This is a genomic window from Streptomyces tubercidicus (assembly GCF_027497495.1).
In the GTDB taxonomy this organism is placed as follows: Bacteria; Actinomycetota; Actinomycetes; order Streptomycetales; family Streptomycetaceae; genus Streptomyces; species Streptomyces tubercidicus.
Genome location: NZ_CP114205.1, coordinates 4,746,368 through 4,760,094, shown reverse-complemented (window position 1 = coordinate 4,760,094; position 13,727 = coordinate 4,746,368). Strand labels below are relative to the sequence as shown.

The window sequence follows — 13,727 nt, the reverse complement described above, 5'->3', positions numbered from 1 at the left end:
CGTGGGCCCGCGCCCCCGCTGGCCGGACTTCGCGGTTGCCGCTCCCTCCGTTGGTGACACCGAAGCCCGCGGCTGCAACCGTGGATCACCGCCTGCGACCGGGATCAGCACGCCCAAGCCGATGACTGGAGGCTGACGTTGGCCACTTCCCCCAACCGACCGACCGGCGAGCCCCGCGACCTCACGGCTCATCTGATCGACCTGGCCATGGGCCATCTCTTCTCCGCCGCGCTGCGCACGGCGGTGCACCACCGGATCGCCGACCTCCTGGCCGGGGGCCCGCGCACGATCGAGCAGCTGGCCGCCGCCACCGGCACCCATGCCCCGCATCTGCGTCGCGTGCTGCGCTATCTCGCCACCCGCGGCATCTTCCGGGAGGACGCCGCGGGCGCCTACCAGCTGACGCCGGCCGCCCAGCCGCTGCGTACGGACGTCCCCGATTCGCTGCACGCCGCCGTGCTGATGGCGACCGATGAGCTGTTCCTGCGGACGTCATCGGCCATGCCGGAGGCCGTGGAGCACAGCGGCGCGTCCTTCGAGCGGATCTTCGGGGCGCCGCTCTTCGAACATTTGCTGTCGGACCCGGCCGCCCGCCGGCTGCTCGACGACGGGATGTCGTCGCTGTCCGCCCCGGTGGACGAGGCGGTGGCCGCCGCCTACCCCTTCCCCGCGGCCGGCACGGTCGTGGACATCGGCGGCGGCCGCGGCGGACTGCTGCGCGCCGCACTGCGCCGCCACCCGCAGCTGACCGGTGTGCTCTTCGACCAGGCGCCGCCGCTGGCCCATCACCTCCTGGATGGCGATGAGTTGAAGGGCCGCTGGCGTACCCAGGAGGGCGACTTCTTCGAGTCCGTGCCCCAGGGCGGAGACCTCTACGTCCTCAAGCATGTGCTGCACGACTGGCCGGACGTACCGTGCCGGCGCATCCTGCGCAGCTGCCACCGTGCGATGGCGACGGGCACCCGGCTGCTGGTCATCGAGTCGGTGCTGCCACCGGGCAACGCCCCGCACTTCGGGAAGACCATGGACGTCGCGATGATGGCGGTGCTAGACGGGCAGGAGCGCACCGCGGAGGAGTTCGCGACGCTGCTGTCGGCCGGCGGCTTCCGGCTGACGCGGGTGCTGCCGACCTCGGCGTTTCCCTCGATCGTGGAGGCGGTCGCCGAGTAGCCGCCGCCCCGGACCGACACGCCGCGCCCCGCTCCCCTCACTGGTCGTACCGGCCGCCCGCGCTCTACTGAGGGCGGCCGCATCGGCCGACGAGAGGAGCTGAGGTGCCGGTCCGTATGCGGGCGCGCCGCCGCGACGAGCAGCACCGCGCCGCCACGCCGCTGGAGCTCTTCTTCGACCTGTGTTTCGTCGTGGCGGTCGCCCAGGCCGGCCGCCAGTTGGCGCATGCGCTCGCCGAGGGGCATCCGGGGCACGGCGTCTCCGGCTATCTGATGCTCTTCTTCGCCGTCTGGTGGGCCTGGATGAACTTCAGCTGGTTCGCCTCGGCGTACGACACCGATGACTCGCTCTATCGCGTGGTGACGCTCGTCCAGATGGCGGGCGTACTGGTCCTGGCGGCAGGGGTGCCGCGGGCTTTCGAGCACAGCGACTTCACCGTCATCTGGTTCGGGTATCTGGTGATGCGGCTGGCCCTGGTCACCCAGTGGTTGCGGGTCGCCCACGACAGCCGGGGCGCCGAGCGGCGGACCGCGCTGCGCTACGCCCTGGGGGTGACGGTGTGCCAGATCGGCTGGCTGGGGCTGCTGGCCCTGCCCGAGCACGACATCCCCTGGGTGTTCGTGGTCGTGGGCCTACTGGAGCTGGCGGTTCCGGCGCTGGCCGAACGGGAGCGGCAGACGACCTGGCATCCGCATCACATCTCGGAGCGCTACGGCCTGTTCACCATCATCGTGCTGGGCGAGACGATCGCGGCGGCCACCCTTGCCGTGCAGGCGGCGCTGGACCGGGACGACGCGCTCGGCACGCTGCTGCCGATCGCGGCCGGCGGACTGCTGCTGGTCTTCGCCGCGTATTGGATCTACTTTTCGGTGCCGATCCACCTGCATCTGCGCTCGAACCGTCAGTCGTTCCTGTGGGGCTATGGGCACTACCTGGTGTTCGGCTCGGCGGCCGCGGTCGGTGCGGGCATCGAGGTCGCGGTGGCGGAGTCCTTCGGCAGGGCACATCTGTCGGCGTTCGCGGCGGCCGCCTGTGTCACGGTGCCGGCGGCGCTGTTCATGCTCACGGTGTGGCTGATCCATTCGCGGCATCAGAAGCGCGGCCTGGCACAGCAGCTGGTGCTTCCGGTGTCGGCGCTGCTGGTGCTGGTGTGCACCTTCGCGGGGCACTGGGCGGTCCTGGCGTCCGGGCTGGTGGCCTCCGCCGCCGTGGCGGTCGGCGTCAGCCTCTCCTCCCGTCAGGGCGCCGCGCTGGTGCAGTGACGGCGCCCGTCACCCATCTCGACGATCACCCCGGCACCGATCTCGCCGAAGGCCCGGCCCCCGTCCCGGCCAGGGTCCACTCCGCTCCCCGTCAACGGACCTGACGACCCGTCCAGCCCTGCCCCGCACCCCGCCCCGCCCCTGATCCGACCCTGATCCCGCATCAGATTCGGCCATCTTCGCCCTCCGCCGAACGGGGGCCGGTCACCAGCACGGGTGCCGCCCCGAACCCACCCCATTGCCCGTCAATTACCCACCAATGGACCCCACTTCCCGCCACTTCGGGCCCTTGTTCCCCACTGCCCCCTGTGGACAACGGAGGCGCGCGGACGCGGAAGCGGTAGGGTGCAGATTGCCCTTTTTATGACAGGGGTGCCCCTGCGGAAGCCCCGCAGGAAGCCCCGGGACCGACCACCGTCCGTACCTGAGGAGACGCCAGCCATGGCCCGCCACGCTCAGTCCCGCGCGCCGCGGACGAGACTGTCCCGGCGCAGCAAGGCCGTGAGCGGTCTCGCCCTCTCCACCCTGATCGGCACCGCCCTCTGGGCGTGGCCGGCCTCGGGCGACGACCACAACAGCGGGACCGACGCCAAGAGCACCATGTCGACGACGGCTTCCGGCCCGGACACGCCACGTACGCCCGCGTCCGCGCCGAAAACCGCCCCGAACGCCGCACCGAACGCCCCGGCCGCACGGCCGGTCCCGGGGGCCGCACGGCCGATCCCGGGCCTCAGCGACGCGGCCAGGAAGCGGATACCGGCCGACTCCCGGCAAGTACTGGTCGTCACGGGCCAGGACCTGGACTCCTTCAAGTCCCAGGTCGTCCTCTACACCCGTGAGGAGGGCTCGGACGACTGGGAGCCGGGCCCGACCTGGTCCGCGCACAACGCCGCCCGCGGCTGGACCGACGACCACCGCTACGGCGACCTCCGCTCGCCCATCGGGGTCTACTCCCTCACCGACGCGGGCGGCCTGCTGCCCGCCCCCGAGGGCACCAAACTCCCCTACGACCGCAACAACAGCTTTGTCGCCGACGGCACAGGTGTGGAGGGCGAGCCGCTGGCCGGCGCCTTCGACTACGTCATCGCCATCAACTACAACCGCGAGCCGGGGACGTCCCCCCTGGACCAGCAGCGCCCGCTGGGTGCCGCCAAGGGCGGCGGCGTCTGGCTGCACGTCGACCACGACGGCCCCACACAGGGCTGCATCAGCCTCAAGCCCAGGGTGATGCGGGAGCTGCTGCGCACCCTGGACCCCGACCTGCACCCGGTCATCGTGATGGGACCGGCCGATTACTGAGCAGCCGGCGGGCCCGCCCCACCCCACGGGGCCGCAGGACGCCCTCACCGACGTCCTCGGCCTCCGGGTGGGCCACGCCCAGCGCATCGGTGACGGGTACCTGACCGGCACCACCGTCGTCCTGGCCCCCGTGGGCGGCGCGGTCGCGGCCGTCGACGTACGGGGTGGCGGCCCCGGCACCCGGGAGACCGACGCGCTGGACCCGCGCAACCTCGTCCAGCGTGTCGAGGCGCTGGTGCTGACCGGGGGCAGCGCCTTCGGTCTTGACGCCGCGTCCGGTGTCGTCGCCTGGCTGGAGGACCAGGGCCGGGGCTTCCGGGTCGGCCCGGATCCCGCCCAGGTCGTCCCGGTCGTACCGGCCGCGGCCCTGTTCGACCTGGGCCGCGGTGGCAACTGGCGGGCCCGCCCGGACGCCGCCCTGGGCCGGACTGCGGCCGACGCCGCGGCGGGCACCGAACCGGGCGCCCCGGTAGCCCGCGGCAACACCGGTGCCGGTACGGGCGCGGTGGCCGGCGACCTCAAGGGCGGCATCGGCACCGCGAGCGCGGTCCTCCCCTCGGGCGCCACCGTCGCCGCGCTGGCGGCCGTCAATGCCGCGGGCTCCGTCACCGACCCGCGCACCGGCGCCCTCTACGGCCAGCTGTACGAGGAGCCCACCGCCCTCCCGCCCGAGGAGGTGCACACCGCCGCCCTGCGCCGACTGGCCGAGGCCCGGGAAACGTCTCTGGCCCGTTCGGCGGCGTCTGTCGGTCCGCCGCTCAACACCACCCTCGCCGTGGTCGCCACCGACGCCGCCCTCACCCGCGCCCAGGCCCACAAACTCGCCGGCACCGCCCACGACGGCCTGGCCCGCGCCATCCGCCCCGTCCATCTCCTCTCCGACGGCGACACGGTCTTCGCCCTGTCCACCGCCACCCGGCCGCTCACCCCCGACGGGTCCCCGGCCGACCCCGCCTTCGGTATCCACGCCGAGGCCGGCGCCCTGAACGAGATCCTCGGCGCCGGTGCGGACGTCCTGACCCGCGCCATCGTCAACGCGATCGACTCGGCGGAGACGGTACGGGGACACGGCGGGGTCTTCCCGTCCTATCGGGACCTGTACGGGACACCCTGACGGGGGCGACGTGGCCGGGGACGGCCTGACGGGGGCGCCCTTAAGGGGACACCCCGAGGGGGGACGCGCCCCGTAGACCGTGACGAGGTGGGAGACCCGCCGCCCGTGGCGGCAGCCCCCACCCCCTCAAACCCCCACCGCCCCCAACAACACCCCCACCCCATACGTCACCCCCATCGCCACCACCCCACCCCCCACATTCCGCACCACCGCCCGCCCCACCGGCGCAGCCCCCAGCCGCGCGCTGCTCCACCCGCACAGCACCAGCGCCACGACCACCGCCCCCACCGTGATCCACACCCGATGCGCGGCCGGCGGCAGCACGATCGCCAGCAACGGCAGCAGCGCCCCCACCGTGAAGGCGAGGAAACTCGCCCCCGCCGCGTGCCACGGATCGGTGAGTTGGTCGGGGTCGATGCCCAACTCCACCTCGGCATGGGCCCGCAGCGCATCGTGCTCGGTGAGCTGCTCGGCCACCTCCCGGGCGAGGTCCGCGCCCAGCCCCTTCCCCTCCAACATCTCGGTCAGCTCGATGAGTTCCGCCTGCGGCTCGGTCGCCAGCTCCCGCTTCTCCTGCGCCAGCGCGGCCTTCTCCGAATCGCGCTGGGTGGAGACCGACACATACTCACCGGCCGCCATCGACAGGGAACCGGCCAGCAGCCCCGCCAGCCCCGCCGTCAGCAACGTGCCCCGGTTGTCGGTCGCTCCGGCGACCCCGACGACGAGTCCGGCGGTGGACACGATGCCGTCGTTGGCACCAAGGACCGCCGCCCGCAGCCAGTTGAGCCGGCTGCCGAGTCCGCCATCGTGCGCCTCACCATGGTCCGGTGTCTGCAAGGTCATCGGCAGAGCGTCTCACCCGTACCGGGCGTGCCCCGTTCGACGCCCCCGCGTCGCCCCGGAATAGCCGGTGGTAGAAACGGCGTTATGTCCGCACCACCCCCCACACCGCCTCCCCAGCCCCCGCCGCCCACGCTCCTCCAGCCGGCCCCCCGCGAGCCCGCGCCACGTCGCCGACTGTGGTGGCACCGGCTGATATTCGGGCTCTGGTACCGCCCGGTGGAGGTGCTGGACGAGGCGCGGGACCGCAGCGCCTGGAGCGCGGCGATCATGCTGTCGCTGGTCAGCGGCGCCATCGGGGTGCTGTCGGTGGACGCGTTCCACGCCCAGTGGGCCGTCGACCGGACCGCGGGCCTCCAGCTCATCGGGCTGGCCGAGGTGGGCGTGCTGGTCGCCAGCTTCGTACTGGGCGCGGTCGCCCATGCGATCGCCCGTACGCTCGGCGGCATAGGCCGGTTCGCGCCGACCGCGAGCCTGTTCATCGTGCTCTTCTGGGTGACGGATCTGCCGCGGCTGGCGATCGCCGCCTGGCTGCCGACCGACGCCACCTTCGTCCAGGCCGCGACCTGGACGACCTGGGGCTTTGGCTATGTTCTGGCCATATTGCTCATACGGGGCCAGCACCATCTGTCGACGTGGAAGTCGGCAGCCGCGGTCTCCGTACAGATGCTGGCGGCACTGGCCCTGCTGAGGCTGGGCCCGGTCAGCTGACTCCGGGGCCGGCCCACGAGGCCGGTCCACCGAGGGCGGCCACGGGGCCGGTCCGCGGGGGCTCTTCCCCACGACCGGCCCACCACGACCGGCTCAACTACAGCCGGCTCGACTACAGCTGGCTCAACTACGGCTGCTCAGCTGCCGTACGAGCCCCTCGAAGGCCGCCCGCTCGGCGGCGCTCAGCTCGACACACTCCGACGGCGGCCCGCCCGGCCCGGTCTGCCGCGGCACCGATCCGAGCAGTTCCGGCTGAACGGGCACCCTCTCCGGCCCACGCGCGGCGAACGGGCCACCCGGCGGCATCGGGCCACCCGATGCAAATCGGCCATTCCCCGGTGCGAACCGCCCCCATGACGCGTACCGTGCCCGCATCTCCCGCTGATCCCGCCGCAGTGCGGCCTCGTAGCGGCCCCGTCGCAGCAGTCTGGAAATCCCGACGGCCCAGATGACGCCCACAGCGACAAGGACGCCGAGGCCGATCTGCTGAAGGATCGAAACGGAGGGAAGCATGTGGTCCTCCCGGACGGATGGGGCGCTGGGTCGGGACGTGTCTCAGGACGTGTCGGTGGACGCCGCGGGCTGATCCGGGCCGGTCCGAAGAAACAGCCCTGGGGTCAGTAGACACCACGCTTCGGGACTTCGGACAGGAGATCTTGGGCCATACGTCCCGAAGTGACACATCTCCTATGACATTTCGCCACATTCCCGGCATGCCCCGTGAAGGCGCCACCCCATGAGGCCGCCCCGGCAGGATTCCCCCCGCCCCGTTGGACACCCCGGAGGCTTCCGTCCGGCGAAGATCGTCCCGGACGATGACGCCACCCGTCCGCGACGTGAGGAGCACGCACGTGCCGCAGCCGCACCCGCAGCCGCCCCGGCCCCGGCCCCGACCGCCCGCCGACGCCACCCCCACCCCCGCCCGCGCCGACGCAGCCGTCACCGACCCGGCCGGGGACGCAGCCGCCACCGACCCGGCCGGGACGGAACCACCCACTCCACCCGCCGCCCGCGCCCTCGACGACGTCCTCGTCGCGGACTTCAGCCGGGTACTGGCCGGGCCGCTGGCCGCCGCGACGCTCGCCGACCTCGGCGCCGAGGTGATCAAGGTGGAGCGGCCGGGCACCGGTGACGACACCCGCGCCTGGGGCCCGCCGTTCGCCGCCGACCGGACCGCCGCGTACTTCGACGCCGCGAACCGCTCCAAGCGCGGCATGACACTGGACCTCGGCGACCCGGACGACGCGGCCGCGGCCCGCGAGTTGGCGCGCCGGGCCGACGTACTGATCGAGAACTTCCGTCCCGGCTCGCTCGCCCTCCCCCAAGGACCCGACAAGCTCCGTCCAGGGGGGGGACCCCCATCGGCCTGGACCACACCACCACCCTCGCCGCCAACCCCGGCCTGGTGCACTGCACGATCACCGGCTTCGGCTCCGGCGCGGGCGCCCGGCTGCCCGGCTACGACTTCGTCGTACAGGCCGTCGGAGGGCTGATGAGCATCACCGGCGAGCCCGGCGGCACCCCCCTCAAGGCGGGCGTCGCCCTGGTGGACGTACTGACCGCGAAGGACGCCACCACAGGCATCCTCGCGGCGCTGCGCCACCGCGACCGCACCGGCCAGGGCCAGCTGGTCGAGGTCAATCTCCTGTCATCACTACTGGGCTCGCTGGTCAATCAGGCGTCCGGCTATCTGGCCACCGGTCACGATCCGGGCCCGATGGGCAACCGTCATCCGAGCATCGCCCCGTACGAGACACTGGCCTGCCGCGAGGGGCAGCTGCTCGCGGTGGCGGTGGGCAATGACCGTCAGTTCCGGGAGCTGGCGCGGGTGCTGGGCGCCCCGGAACTCGCCGAGGATCTCCGCTTCGCCCGCAATGAGGACCGGGTCCGAAACCGTACAGATCTCATCAAAGCACTGGAGGACCGGCTGGCCGCCGACACTCCACACGGCTGGACCGGGCGGCTGTCCGCCGCGTCCGTGCCGTGCGGCCCGGTCAATACGGTCTCCGAGGCGCTGGAGTTGGCGGCGCGGCTAGGTCTCGATCCGGTGACACCGGTCGGCGAGGGGCGCACCCCCCAAGTCACCAGCCCACTCCGCCTTTCGGGGACGCCGGTGGCCCAACCCTTCGCTCCACCCCGCCTGGACGAACACGGCACGGCACTGCGAACCTGGCTGTCGGGGCCCGCCGACGACCCCCTGCCGCCGCGAATGTGACCTTGGTCACAAGAATGCCGTACCCGCAACCGAATCCGCCCGCTCGTGCTGTTTAGCAGCACGGAACCACAACGCCACTGTTATGGAGCAGCTCGTGACAACGCCGGACAACCTCGCGCCCGCTCGGTCCCGCACCCCGCACCAGCTGCTCCTGTCTGCCGAGCAGCCGGCGTCGGGCACGCCGCGCCGTCACCGGCGGACGCGCCGCACGCTCGCCGTGGCGGCCCTGTTCGCCGCGAGCGCGCTGACCCTGTCCGCCTGTGGCGGGGACGCCTCGGCCGGTGGTAACGACGACGGCAAGAACGGCCAGGCCGGCGCGGACGCCGCGGCCGCCAAGAACGCCTCCGACGTCAAGATCAAGGTTTCGTCGGACGACGGCGCCACCAACGCCAGCATCAACGACACCGGTGTGAAGGCCAGCGGCGGCAAGCTGACCGAGGTGAAGCTGACCGAGGCCGACTCCGGCAAGGACGTCGCCGGTGCCATATCGCCCGATGGTTCGTCCTGGAAGCCGGGCGCCCAGCTGGAGCGCGGCACCAAGTACCGGATCGTGGCGAAGGCCAAGGACGCCAAGGGCCGGGCCGCCACCGAGAACGCGACCTTCACGACGGTCTCCTCGGCCAACAGCTTCATCGGCAGCTACACCCCCGACAACGGCAAGACCGTCGGCGTCGGCATGCCGGTGTCCTTCAACTTCGACAAGGCGATCACCAACAAGAAGGACGTCCAGTCCCACATCACGGTGACGTCCAGCAGCGGCCAGAAGGTCGTCGGCCACTGGTTCGGCACCCAGCGCCTGGACTTCCGTCCCGAGGACTACTGGAAGGCCGGCTCCAAGGTCACCATGAAGATCGACCTGGACGGCGTGAAGGGCGGCCAGGGCATCACCGGCGTCCAGTCCAAGACGGTGTCGTTCACCATCGGGCGCTCGCAGGTCTCCACGGTCGACATGAACACCCAGACCATGACGGTCAAGCGGGACGGCAAGACCCTCAAGAGCATCCCGATCTCCGGCGGCAGCCCCGAGCACCCCACCTACAACGGCCAGATGGTGATCTCGGAGAAGTTCGAGCAGACCCGGATGGACGGCTCGACGGTCGGCTTCAAGGGCAAGGACGGCAAGGGCGAGTACGACATCCCCGACGTCCCGCACGCCATGCGCCTGTCGTCCTCCGGCACCTTCCTGCACGGCAACTACTGGGGCGCCCCGTCCATCTTCGGCCAGGCCGGCACCAGCCACGGCTGCGTCGGCCTGCGCGACAACAAGGGCGGCGGCGGCAACACCCCGGGCAAGTGGTTCTTCAACGAGTCCCTGATCGGCGACGTCGTCATCGTCAAGAACTCCAAGGACGAGACCGTCAAGCCCGACAACGGCCTCAACGGCTGGAACATGCCCTGGTCCGAGTGGCAGCAGGGCAGCGCGGCCTGAGCCGGGCGAGGCGCGCGGCGCGTGTGTGACGGCGGTGGCCGGTCCCTTGGTGGGGGCCGGCCATCGCCGTTTTGTGGCGTCAGGCGCCGGGGAGCTCGTCGCTCTTCATGGCGGTAACGAAGGACGCCCATACGGGAGCCTCGAAGAGGAGGGCCGGGCCGTGGGGGTTCTTGCTGTCGCGGACGGGGACGAGGGCGGGGAGGTCGTCGGCTACCTCGATGCAGTTGCCGCCGTCCGCGTTGCTGTAGCTGGACTTGCGCCAGGTGACAGCGCTCAGGAGGTCGTCGGACACTTCTACGCTCTCGCCGCCGTCCTGGTTGCTGTGTGAGCTCTTGCGCCAGGTGAGGGTGCTCAGGTCGATGGTTCGCACAGTGCTTCCTCCCACGTTCGCGTGGTGGTTCCTGTGGTGCGGCCCAGGTGGCACTTTGCAGCGTAGGCGCCTTGCGGAGGCCCAACAGGGCGTCAATGAGCCCCGTTTGCTGGGTAGCGGACGGCCCCCGTCGCGGGCGAGCGACGGGGGCCGGTCTGTGGGAGCCGTGGCGTCAGGCGCCGGGCAGCTGCCCGCCCTTCACGGCGTTCACGAAGGACGACCAGGTGGCGGCCTCGAAGAGGAGGGCCGGGCCGTGGGGGGTCTTGCTGTCGCGGACGGGGGTGAGGGCGGGGAGGTCGTCGGAGACCTCGATGCAGGCGCCGCCGTCCTGGTTGCTGTATGAGCTCTTGCGCCAGGAAACGGTGCTCAGGTCGATGGTTCGCACGAGGCTTCCTCCAGCATCTGCCTTATGAACTTCCGTGATTCAACCGGGGATAGGGCTAAGTCACGAACCAGATCGTAGCTGAGCTGAAGTCGTTCGGCTGCTGCCGTTTCCTCTACGAGTTCGCCCGAGTACCCAGTCTCCACCCATGCCGCGGTGCGGCCGTCGGGGAGCCGCAGAAACGTGGTGTCGGTATTCGACAGGGCATGGAGCCCAACTCTGTGGCGCACAACCTGGATCATGATGTTCGGTCGCTCGCCCAGGTCCAGGAGGAGTTCGAGCTGCTTCTGCCACTCCGCAGCGTCTTGCAACGGTGTGCGTAGCACAGCCTCGGAAAGGATCGTGCGGAACCGTGGTGTGCCATCACCGTCCAGCGCTGCCCGACGCCTTACGCGCGCTTCGACCTGCCGCGTCAGTTCTTCGCCATCAAGGCCACCGGCCGAGAGTAGTTCTTGTGCGTAGCTCGGCGTCTGGAGCAGTCCATGAACGGTGCTGACCCCGTAGTGCCACACGCTCAACGCTTCCGATTCGAGCGTCATGTACCGCCGGTACCGCTCCCGGAACTGCGTAGGATCCCCCGCCGCCAGCTCCCACAACGTCAGCAGCAGCCCCGCCGTCCCGTAGTACTGGTCCAAGGCCTGTGCGACCTCCGGGCCGCCCAAAGTATGGCCGCTCTCCATCTTCCCGAACAGCGACCAGTCCCACCCCAGCGCGTCACCGAGCTGCCGGAGGCTGTCGCCTTTCTCGGCGCGTAGTAATCGCAGCTCTTCTACGTAGCGCTGGCGTGGCTCCTGGCTCCTACCGGTGACTGCTCGCCTCGGTGGCATGGCGACCTCCTCCGTGGAAGGTGTGGAACTAACGGTGCGTGGCGACGAAGTACCGCAATCACGCGGCATTCGCGGCGAATTCCGGCCCATTCCCGTAAGGGCCGGAATACGCACGGTAGTGGTCCGCCAGGGTCTCGGGCAGCGAAACGGCAGAGAGAAGCGGCTGGGATCAGGCGGCGCGACCTACGACGGAGCCCCGGCGCCGGAAGGGGCGTCGGGGCTCGTCCGTCACAGGCCGGGTCTCGGTTTTCGGCGGGCGCCGCCGCGCGCCGGCTATGCGGCCGCGTCGAATCCCGTGTCGTGTGCCATCCGCTTCAGCTCCAGCAGCGCATGCTTCTCGATCTGGCGGATCCGCTCGCGAGTCAGGCCGTGCTGCTTGCCGACCTCGGTCAGCGTGCGCTCGCGGCCGTCCTCGATGCCGTAGCGGGCCTTGATGATCGAGGCGGTGCGGTGGTCGAGGCGGTCTATCAGGTCCTCCAGCTCCTCGCTGCGCAGCAGCGTGAGCACGGACTGCTCGGGCGAGGCCGCGGAGGTGTCCTCCAGCAGATCGCCGAACTGGGTGTCGCCGTCGTCGTCCACCGACATGTTGAGGCTGACCGGGTCGCGCGCCCAGTCGAGTACGTCGGTGACGCGGGCGGGCGTGGAGCCCAGCTCGCCGGCGACCTCCGAGGGCTCCGGATCCCGGCCGTTCTCACGGTTGAACTCGCGCTGCACCCGGCGTATTCGGCCCAGCTCCTCGACGAGGTGCACGGGCAGCCGGATCGTGCGCGACTGGTCGGCGATGGAGCGGGTGATGGCCTGGCGGATCCACCACGTCGCATACGTCGAGAACTTGAAGCCCTTGGCGTAGTCGAACTTCTCCACCGCGCGCACCAGACCGGCGTTGCCCTCCTGGATCAGGTCCAGCAGGGGGAGCCCGGCGCGCGGGTAGCGGCGGGCTACCGCCACCACCAGGCGGAGGTTGGAACGGATGAAGATGTCCTTGGCCTTGGCGCTCTCCTCGACCAGCGCGGCCAGCTCCTCGCGGTCGGCGCCTGCGGCGTTGCCGTCGGTGACCTCACCGTCCAGGATCTGCTGGGCATAGACGCCCGCCTCGATGGTCTGGGACAGCTCCACCTCCTTGGCCGCGTCGAGGAGTGGCGTACGCGCGATCTCGTCGAGGTACATGCCGACCAGGTCGCGGTCGGCGATCTCCCCGCCTACGGCGCGAACACTGTTGGCCCCGTCAGAACCGCTGCTGCTTTCCTGACGGCGGGCGACGGCACGGGTTGCCATGCGTGTGCTCCCTTTGCGATGAGTCGGTCGCGGGACGGTGGGCGGGCCGGGTGGTGGCATCGAAGCCGATGCTCGCCGAGCGGCCCATCCGAAGGAAACAACGGCTGGAATCCGGACAGAATTCCCAGGCAGCCCCGCTATTTTTCTGATCATGCAGTACCCTGCGGCGCCGATGAGGAGGCCACATGTTGCAACAGCAAGGGGAAGTGCAGGTCAGAGCGGGCGTCGAAGCGGATCTTCCAGCCCTTACGGATCTTTACAATCACTACATCCGTGAGACCTCCATCACCTTCGATCTGGAGCCCTTCACTCCGGAACAGCGCCGCCCATGGCTGCACTCCCACCCCCAAGACGGTCCGCACCGTCTTCTGGTTGCCCAAGAGACGACAGAACGGACGAAAAACCCGCACAACGGGCCGTCGCCTGGTCCTGGCGTAGGTCCGGCGATATCCGGTTCCGGGTCGGCGGACGGCACGCTGCTCGGTTACGCGACCAGCAGCGCCTTCCGCCCGAAGGCCGCCTACGCCCCATCCGTCGAGGTCACCGTCTACTGCGCCCCGCACGCCGCAGGCCGGGGCATCGGCACGCTCCTCTACCAGGCCCTCTTCGAGGCGCTGGCCGACGAGGACGTGCACCGCGCCTACGCCGGGATCGCCCAGCCGAACGAGGCATCCGTCCGCCTCCACACCCGCTTCGGCTTCCGGCACCTCGGTACGTACACAGAGGTGGGCCGCAAGTTCGGCCGCTACTGGGACGTGGCCTGGTACGAGAAGGAGCTGGGCTGACGCCGGGGACTGGGCTGACGCCGGGGCTCAGGCTGAGGCCGGGGCCGC

15 protein-coding genes are annotated in these 13,727 nt (G+C 70.8%); 9 read left to right on the top strand and 6 right to left on the bottom strand.

What is annotated here, in order from left to right; genetic code table 11:
- The first annotated feature begins 138 nt into the window (after positions 1 to 138).
- From STRTU_RS20820 to STRTU_RS20805, 4 genes are all read left to right on the top strand, one after another.
- Entirely contained in the window at positions 139 to 1,170 is a 1,032-nt protein-coding gene (locus STRTU_RS20820) for a methyltransferase (protein ID WP_159745036.1), read from the top strand.
- Between the two features lie 104 nt (positions 1,171 to 1,274).
- Positions 1,275 to 2,432, top strand: a complete 1,158-nt coding sequence (locus STRTU_RS20815; protein ID WP_159745034.1) for a low temperature requirement protein A — start codon at positions 1,275 to 1,277, stop codon at positions 2,430 to 2,432.
- Positions 2,433 to 2,873: 441 nt separating this feature from the next.
- Positions 2,874 to 3,731 (top strand): hypothetical protein, encoded by an 858-nt coding sequence (locus tag STRTU_RS20810; RefSeq protein ID WP_159745032.1) that lies wholly within the window; start codon positions 2,874 to 2,876, stop codon positions 3,729 to 3,731.
- Positions 3,724 to 4,845: a P1 family peptidase gene (locus STRTU_RS20805; RefSeq protein WP_159747104.1), complete on the top strand. Its 1,122-nt coding sequence runs from the start codon at positions 3,724 to 3,726 to the stop codon at positions 4,843 to 4,845. Before STRTU_RS20810 ends, STRTU_RS20805 begins: the two co-directional genes overlap by 8 nt.
- A gap of 126 nt (positions 4,846 to 4,971) precedes the next feature.
- Here STRTU_RS20805 and STRTU_RS20800 read toward each other — a convergent pair whose 3' ends face one another.
- Positions 4,972 to 5,688, bottom strand: a complete 717-nt coding sequence (locus STRTU_RS20800; protein WP_159745030.1) for a VIT1/CCC1 transporter family protein — start codon at positions 5,686 to 5,688, stop codon at positions 4,972 to 4,974.
- A gap of 84 nt (positions 5,689 to 5,772) precedes the next feature.
- Between STRTU_RS20800 and STRTU_RS20795 the strand changes: the two genes are divergently transcribed.
- The gene (locus tag STRTU_RS20795; protein WP_246240916.1) at positions 5,773 to 6,396 is read left to right on the top strand and encodes a YIP1 family protein; all 624 of its coding nucleotides are present in this window, start codon (positions 5,773 to 5,775) and stop codon (positions 6,394 to 6,396) included.
- Between the two features lie 123 nt (positions 6,397 to 6,519).
- On the opposite strand, the gene STRTU_RS20790 is transcribed toward STRTU_RS20795, so the two are convergent.
- Positions 6,520 to 6,909, bottom strand: a complete 390-nt coding sequence (locus STRTU_RS20790) for a hypothetical protein (protein WP_159745028.1) — start codon at positions 6,907 to 6,909, stop codon at positions 6,520 to 6,522.
- Between the two features lie 338 nt (positions 6,910 to 7,247).
- On the opposite strand from STRTU_RS20790, the gene STRTU_RS36185 reads away from it, so the two are divergent.
- The 3 genes from STRTU_RS36185 to STRTU_RS20780 all read left to right on the top strand — a co-directional run bounded on the left by STRTU_RS36185 (position 7,248) and on the right by STRTU_RS20780 (position 10,040).
- Complete coding sequence (locus STRTU_RS36185; protein WP_371873634.1) at positions 7,248 to 7,889, top strand: CoA transferase; 642 nt, start codon at positions 7,248 to 7,250, stop codon at positions 7,887 to 7,889.
- Positions 7,802 to 8,611, top strand: coding sequence for a CaiB/BaiF CoA transferase family protein (locus tag STRTU_RS36180; protein ID WP_371873633.1), 810 nt, complete (start codon positions 7,802 to 7,804; stop codon positions 8,609 to 8,611). Before STRTU_RS36185 ends, STRTU_RS36180 begins: the two co-directional genes overlap by 88 nt.
- Positions 8,612 to 8,693: 82 nt before the next feature.
- Positions 8,694 to 10,040 carry a L,D-transpeptidase gene (locus STRTU_RS20780; RefSeq protein ID WP_159745026.1) on the top strand — a complete coding sequence of 449 codons (1,347 nt, stop codon included), beginning with the start codon at positions 8,694 to 8,696 and terminating at the stop codon, positions 10,038 to 10,040.
- 79 nt (positions 10,041 to 10,119) lie between these two features.
- Here STRTU_RS20780 and STRTU_RS20775 read toward each other — a convergent pair whose 3' ends face one another.
- The 4 genes from STRTU_RS20775 to STRTU_RS20760 all read right to left on the bottom strand — a co-directional run bounded on the left by STRTU_RS20775 (position 10,120) and on the right by STRTU_RS20760 (position 12,894).
- Positions 10,120 to 10,410 carry a DUF397 domain-containing protein gene (locus STRTU_RS20775; RefSeq protein ID WP_159745024.1) on the bottom strand — a complete coding sequence of 97 codons (291 nt, stop codon included), beginning with the start codon at positions 10,408 to 10,410 and terminating at the stop codon, positions 10,120 to 10,122.
- A gap of 172 nt (positions 10,411 to 10,582) precedes the next feature.
- Positions 10,583 to 10,795, bottom strand: coding sequence for a DUF397 domain-containing protein (locus STRTU_RS20770; protein WP_159745021.1), 213 nt, complete (start codon positions 10,793 to 10,795; stop codon positions 10,583 to 10,585).
- Positions 10,777 to 11,619: a helix-turn-helix domain-containing protein gene (locus STRTU_RS20765; protein ID WP_159745019.1), complete on the bottom strand. Its 843-nt coding sequence runs from the start codon at positions 11,617 to 11,619 to the stop codon at positions 10,777 to 10,779. The genes STRTU_RS20770 and STRTU_RS20765 overlap by 19 nt, the downstream gene beginning before the upstream one ends.
- A gap of 273 nt (positions 11,620 to 11,892) precedes the next feature.
- Entirely contained in the window at positions 11,893 to 12,894 is a 1,002-nt protein-coding gene (locus STRTU_RS20760; RefSeq protein ID WP_159745017.1) for a sigma-70 family RNA polymerase sigma factor, read from the bottom strand.
- Between the two features lie 185 nt (positions 12,895 to 13,079).
- Here STRTU_RS20760 and STRTU_RS20755 point away from each other — a divergent pair, with 185 nt between their 5' ends.
- Positions 13,080 to 13,679, top strand: a complete 600-nt coding sequence (locus tag STRTU_RS20755; RefSeq protein ID WP_159745015.1) for a GNAT family N-acetyltransferase — start codon at positions 13,080 to 13,082, stop codon at positions 13,677 to 13,679.
- Positions 13,680 to 13,727: the final 48 nt, after the last annotated feature.

Bases quoted from the DNA above. Each gene is read 5' to 3' on its own strand.
- STRTU_RS20810 (WP_159745032.1), top strand. From the start codon at position 2,874: ATGGCCCGCCACGCTCAGTCCCGCGCGCCGCGGACGAGACTGTCCCGG.
- STRTU_RS20800 (WP_159745030.1), bottom strand. From the start codon at position 5,688: ATGACCTTGCAGACACCGGACCATGGTGAGGCGCACGATGGCGGACTC.
- STRTU_RS20795 (WP_246240916.1), top strand. From the start codon at position 5,773: ATGTCCGCACCACCCCCCACACCGCCTCCCCAGCCCCCGCCGCCCACG.
- STRTU_RS20790 (WP_159745028.1), bottom strand. From the start codon at position 6,909: ATGCTTCCCTCCGTTTCGATCCTTCAGCAGATCGGCCTCGGCGTCCTT.
- STRTU_RS20780 (WP_159745026.1), top strand. From the start codon at position 8,694: ATGGAGCAGCTCGTGACAACGCCGGACAACCTCGCGCCCGCTCGGTCC.
- STRTU_RS20765 (WP_159745019.1), bottom strand. From the start codon at position 11,619: ATGCCACCGAGGCGAGCAGTCACCGGTAGGAGCCAGGAGCCACGCCAG.
- STRTU_RS20760 (WP_159745017.1), bottom strand. From the start codon at position 12,894: ATGGCAACCCGTGCCGTCGCCCGCCGTCAGGAAAGCAGCAGCGGTTCT.
- STRTU_RS20755 (WP_159745015.1), top strand. From the start codon at position 13,080: ATGTTGCAACAGCAAGGGGAAGTGCAGGTCAGAGCGGGCGTCGAAGCG.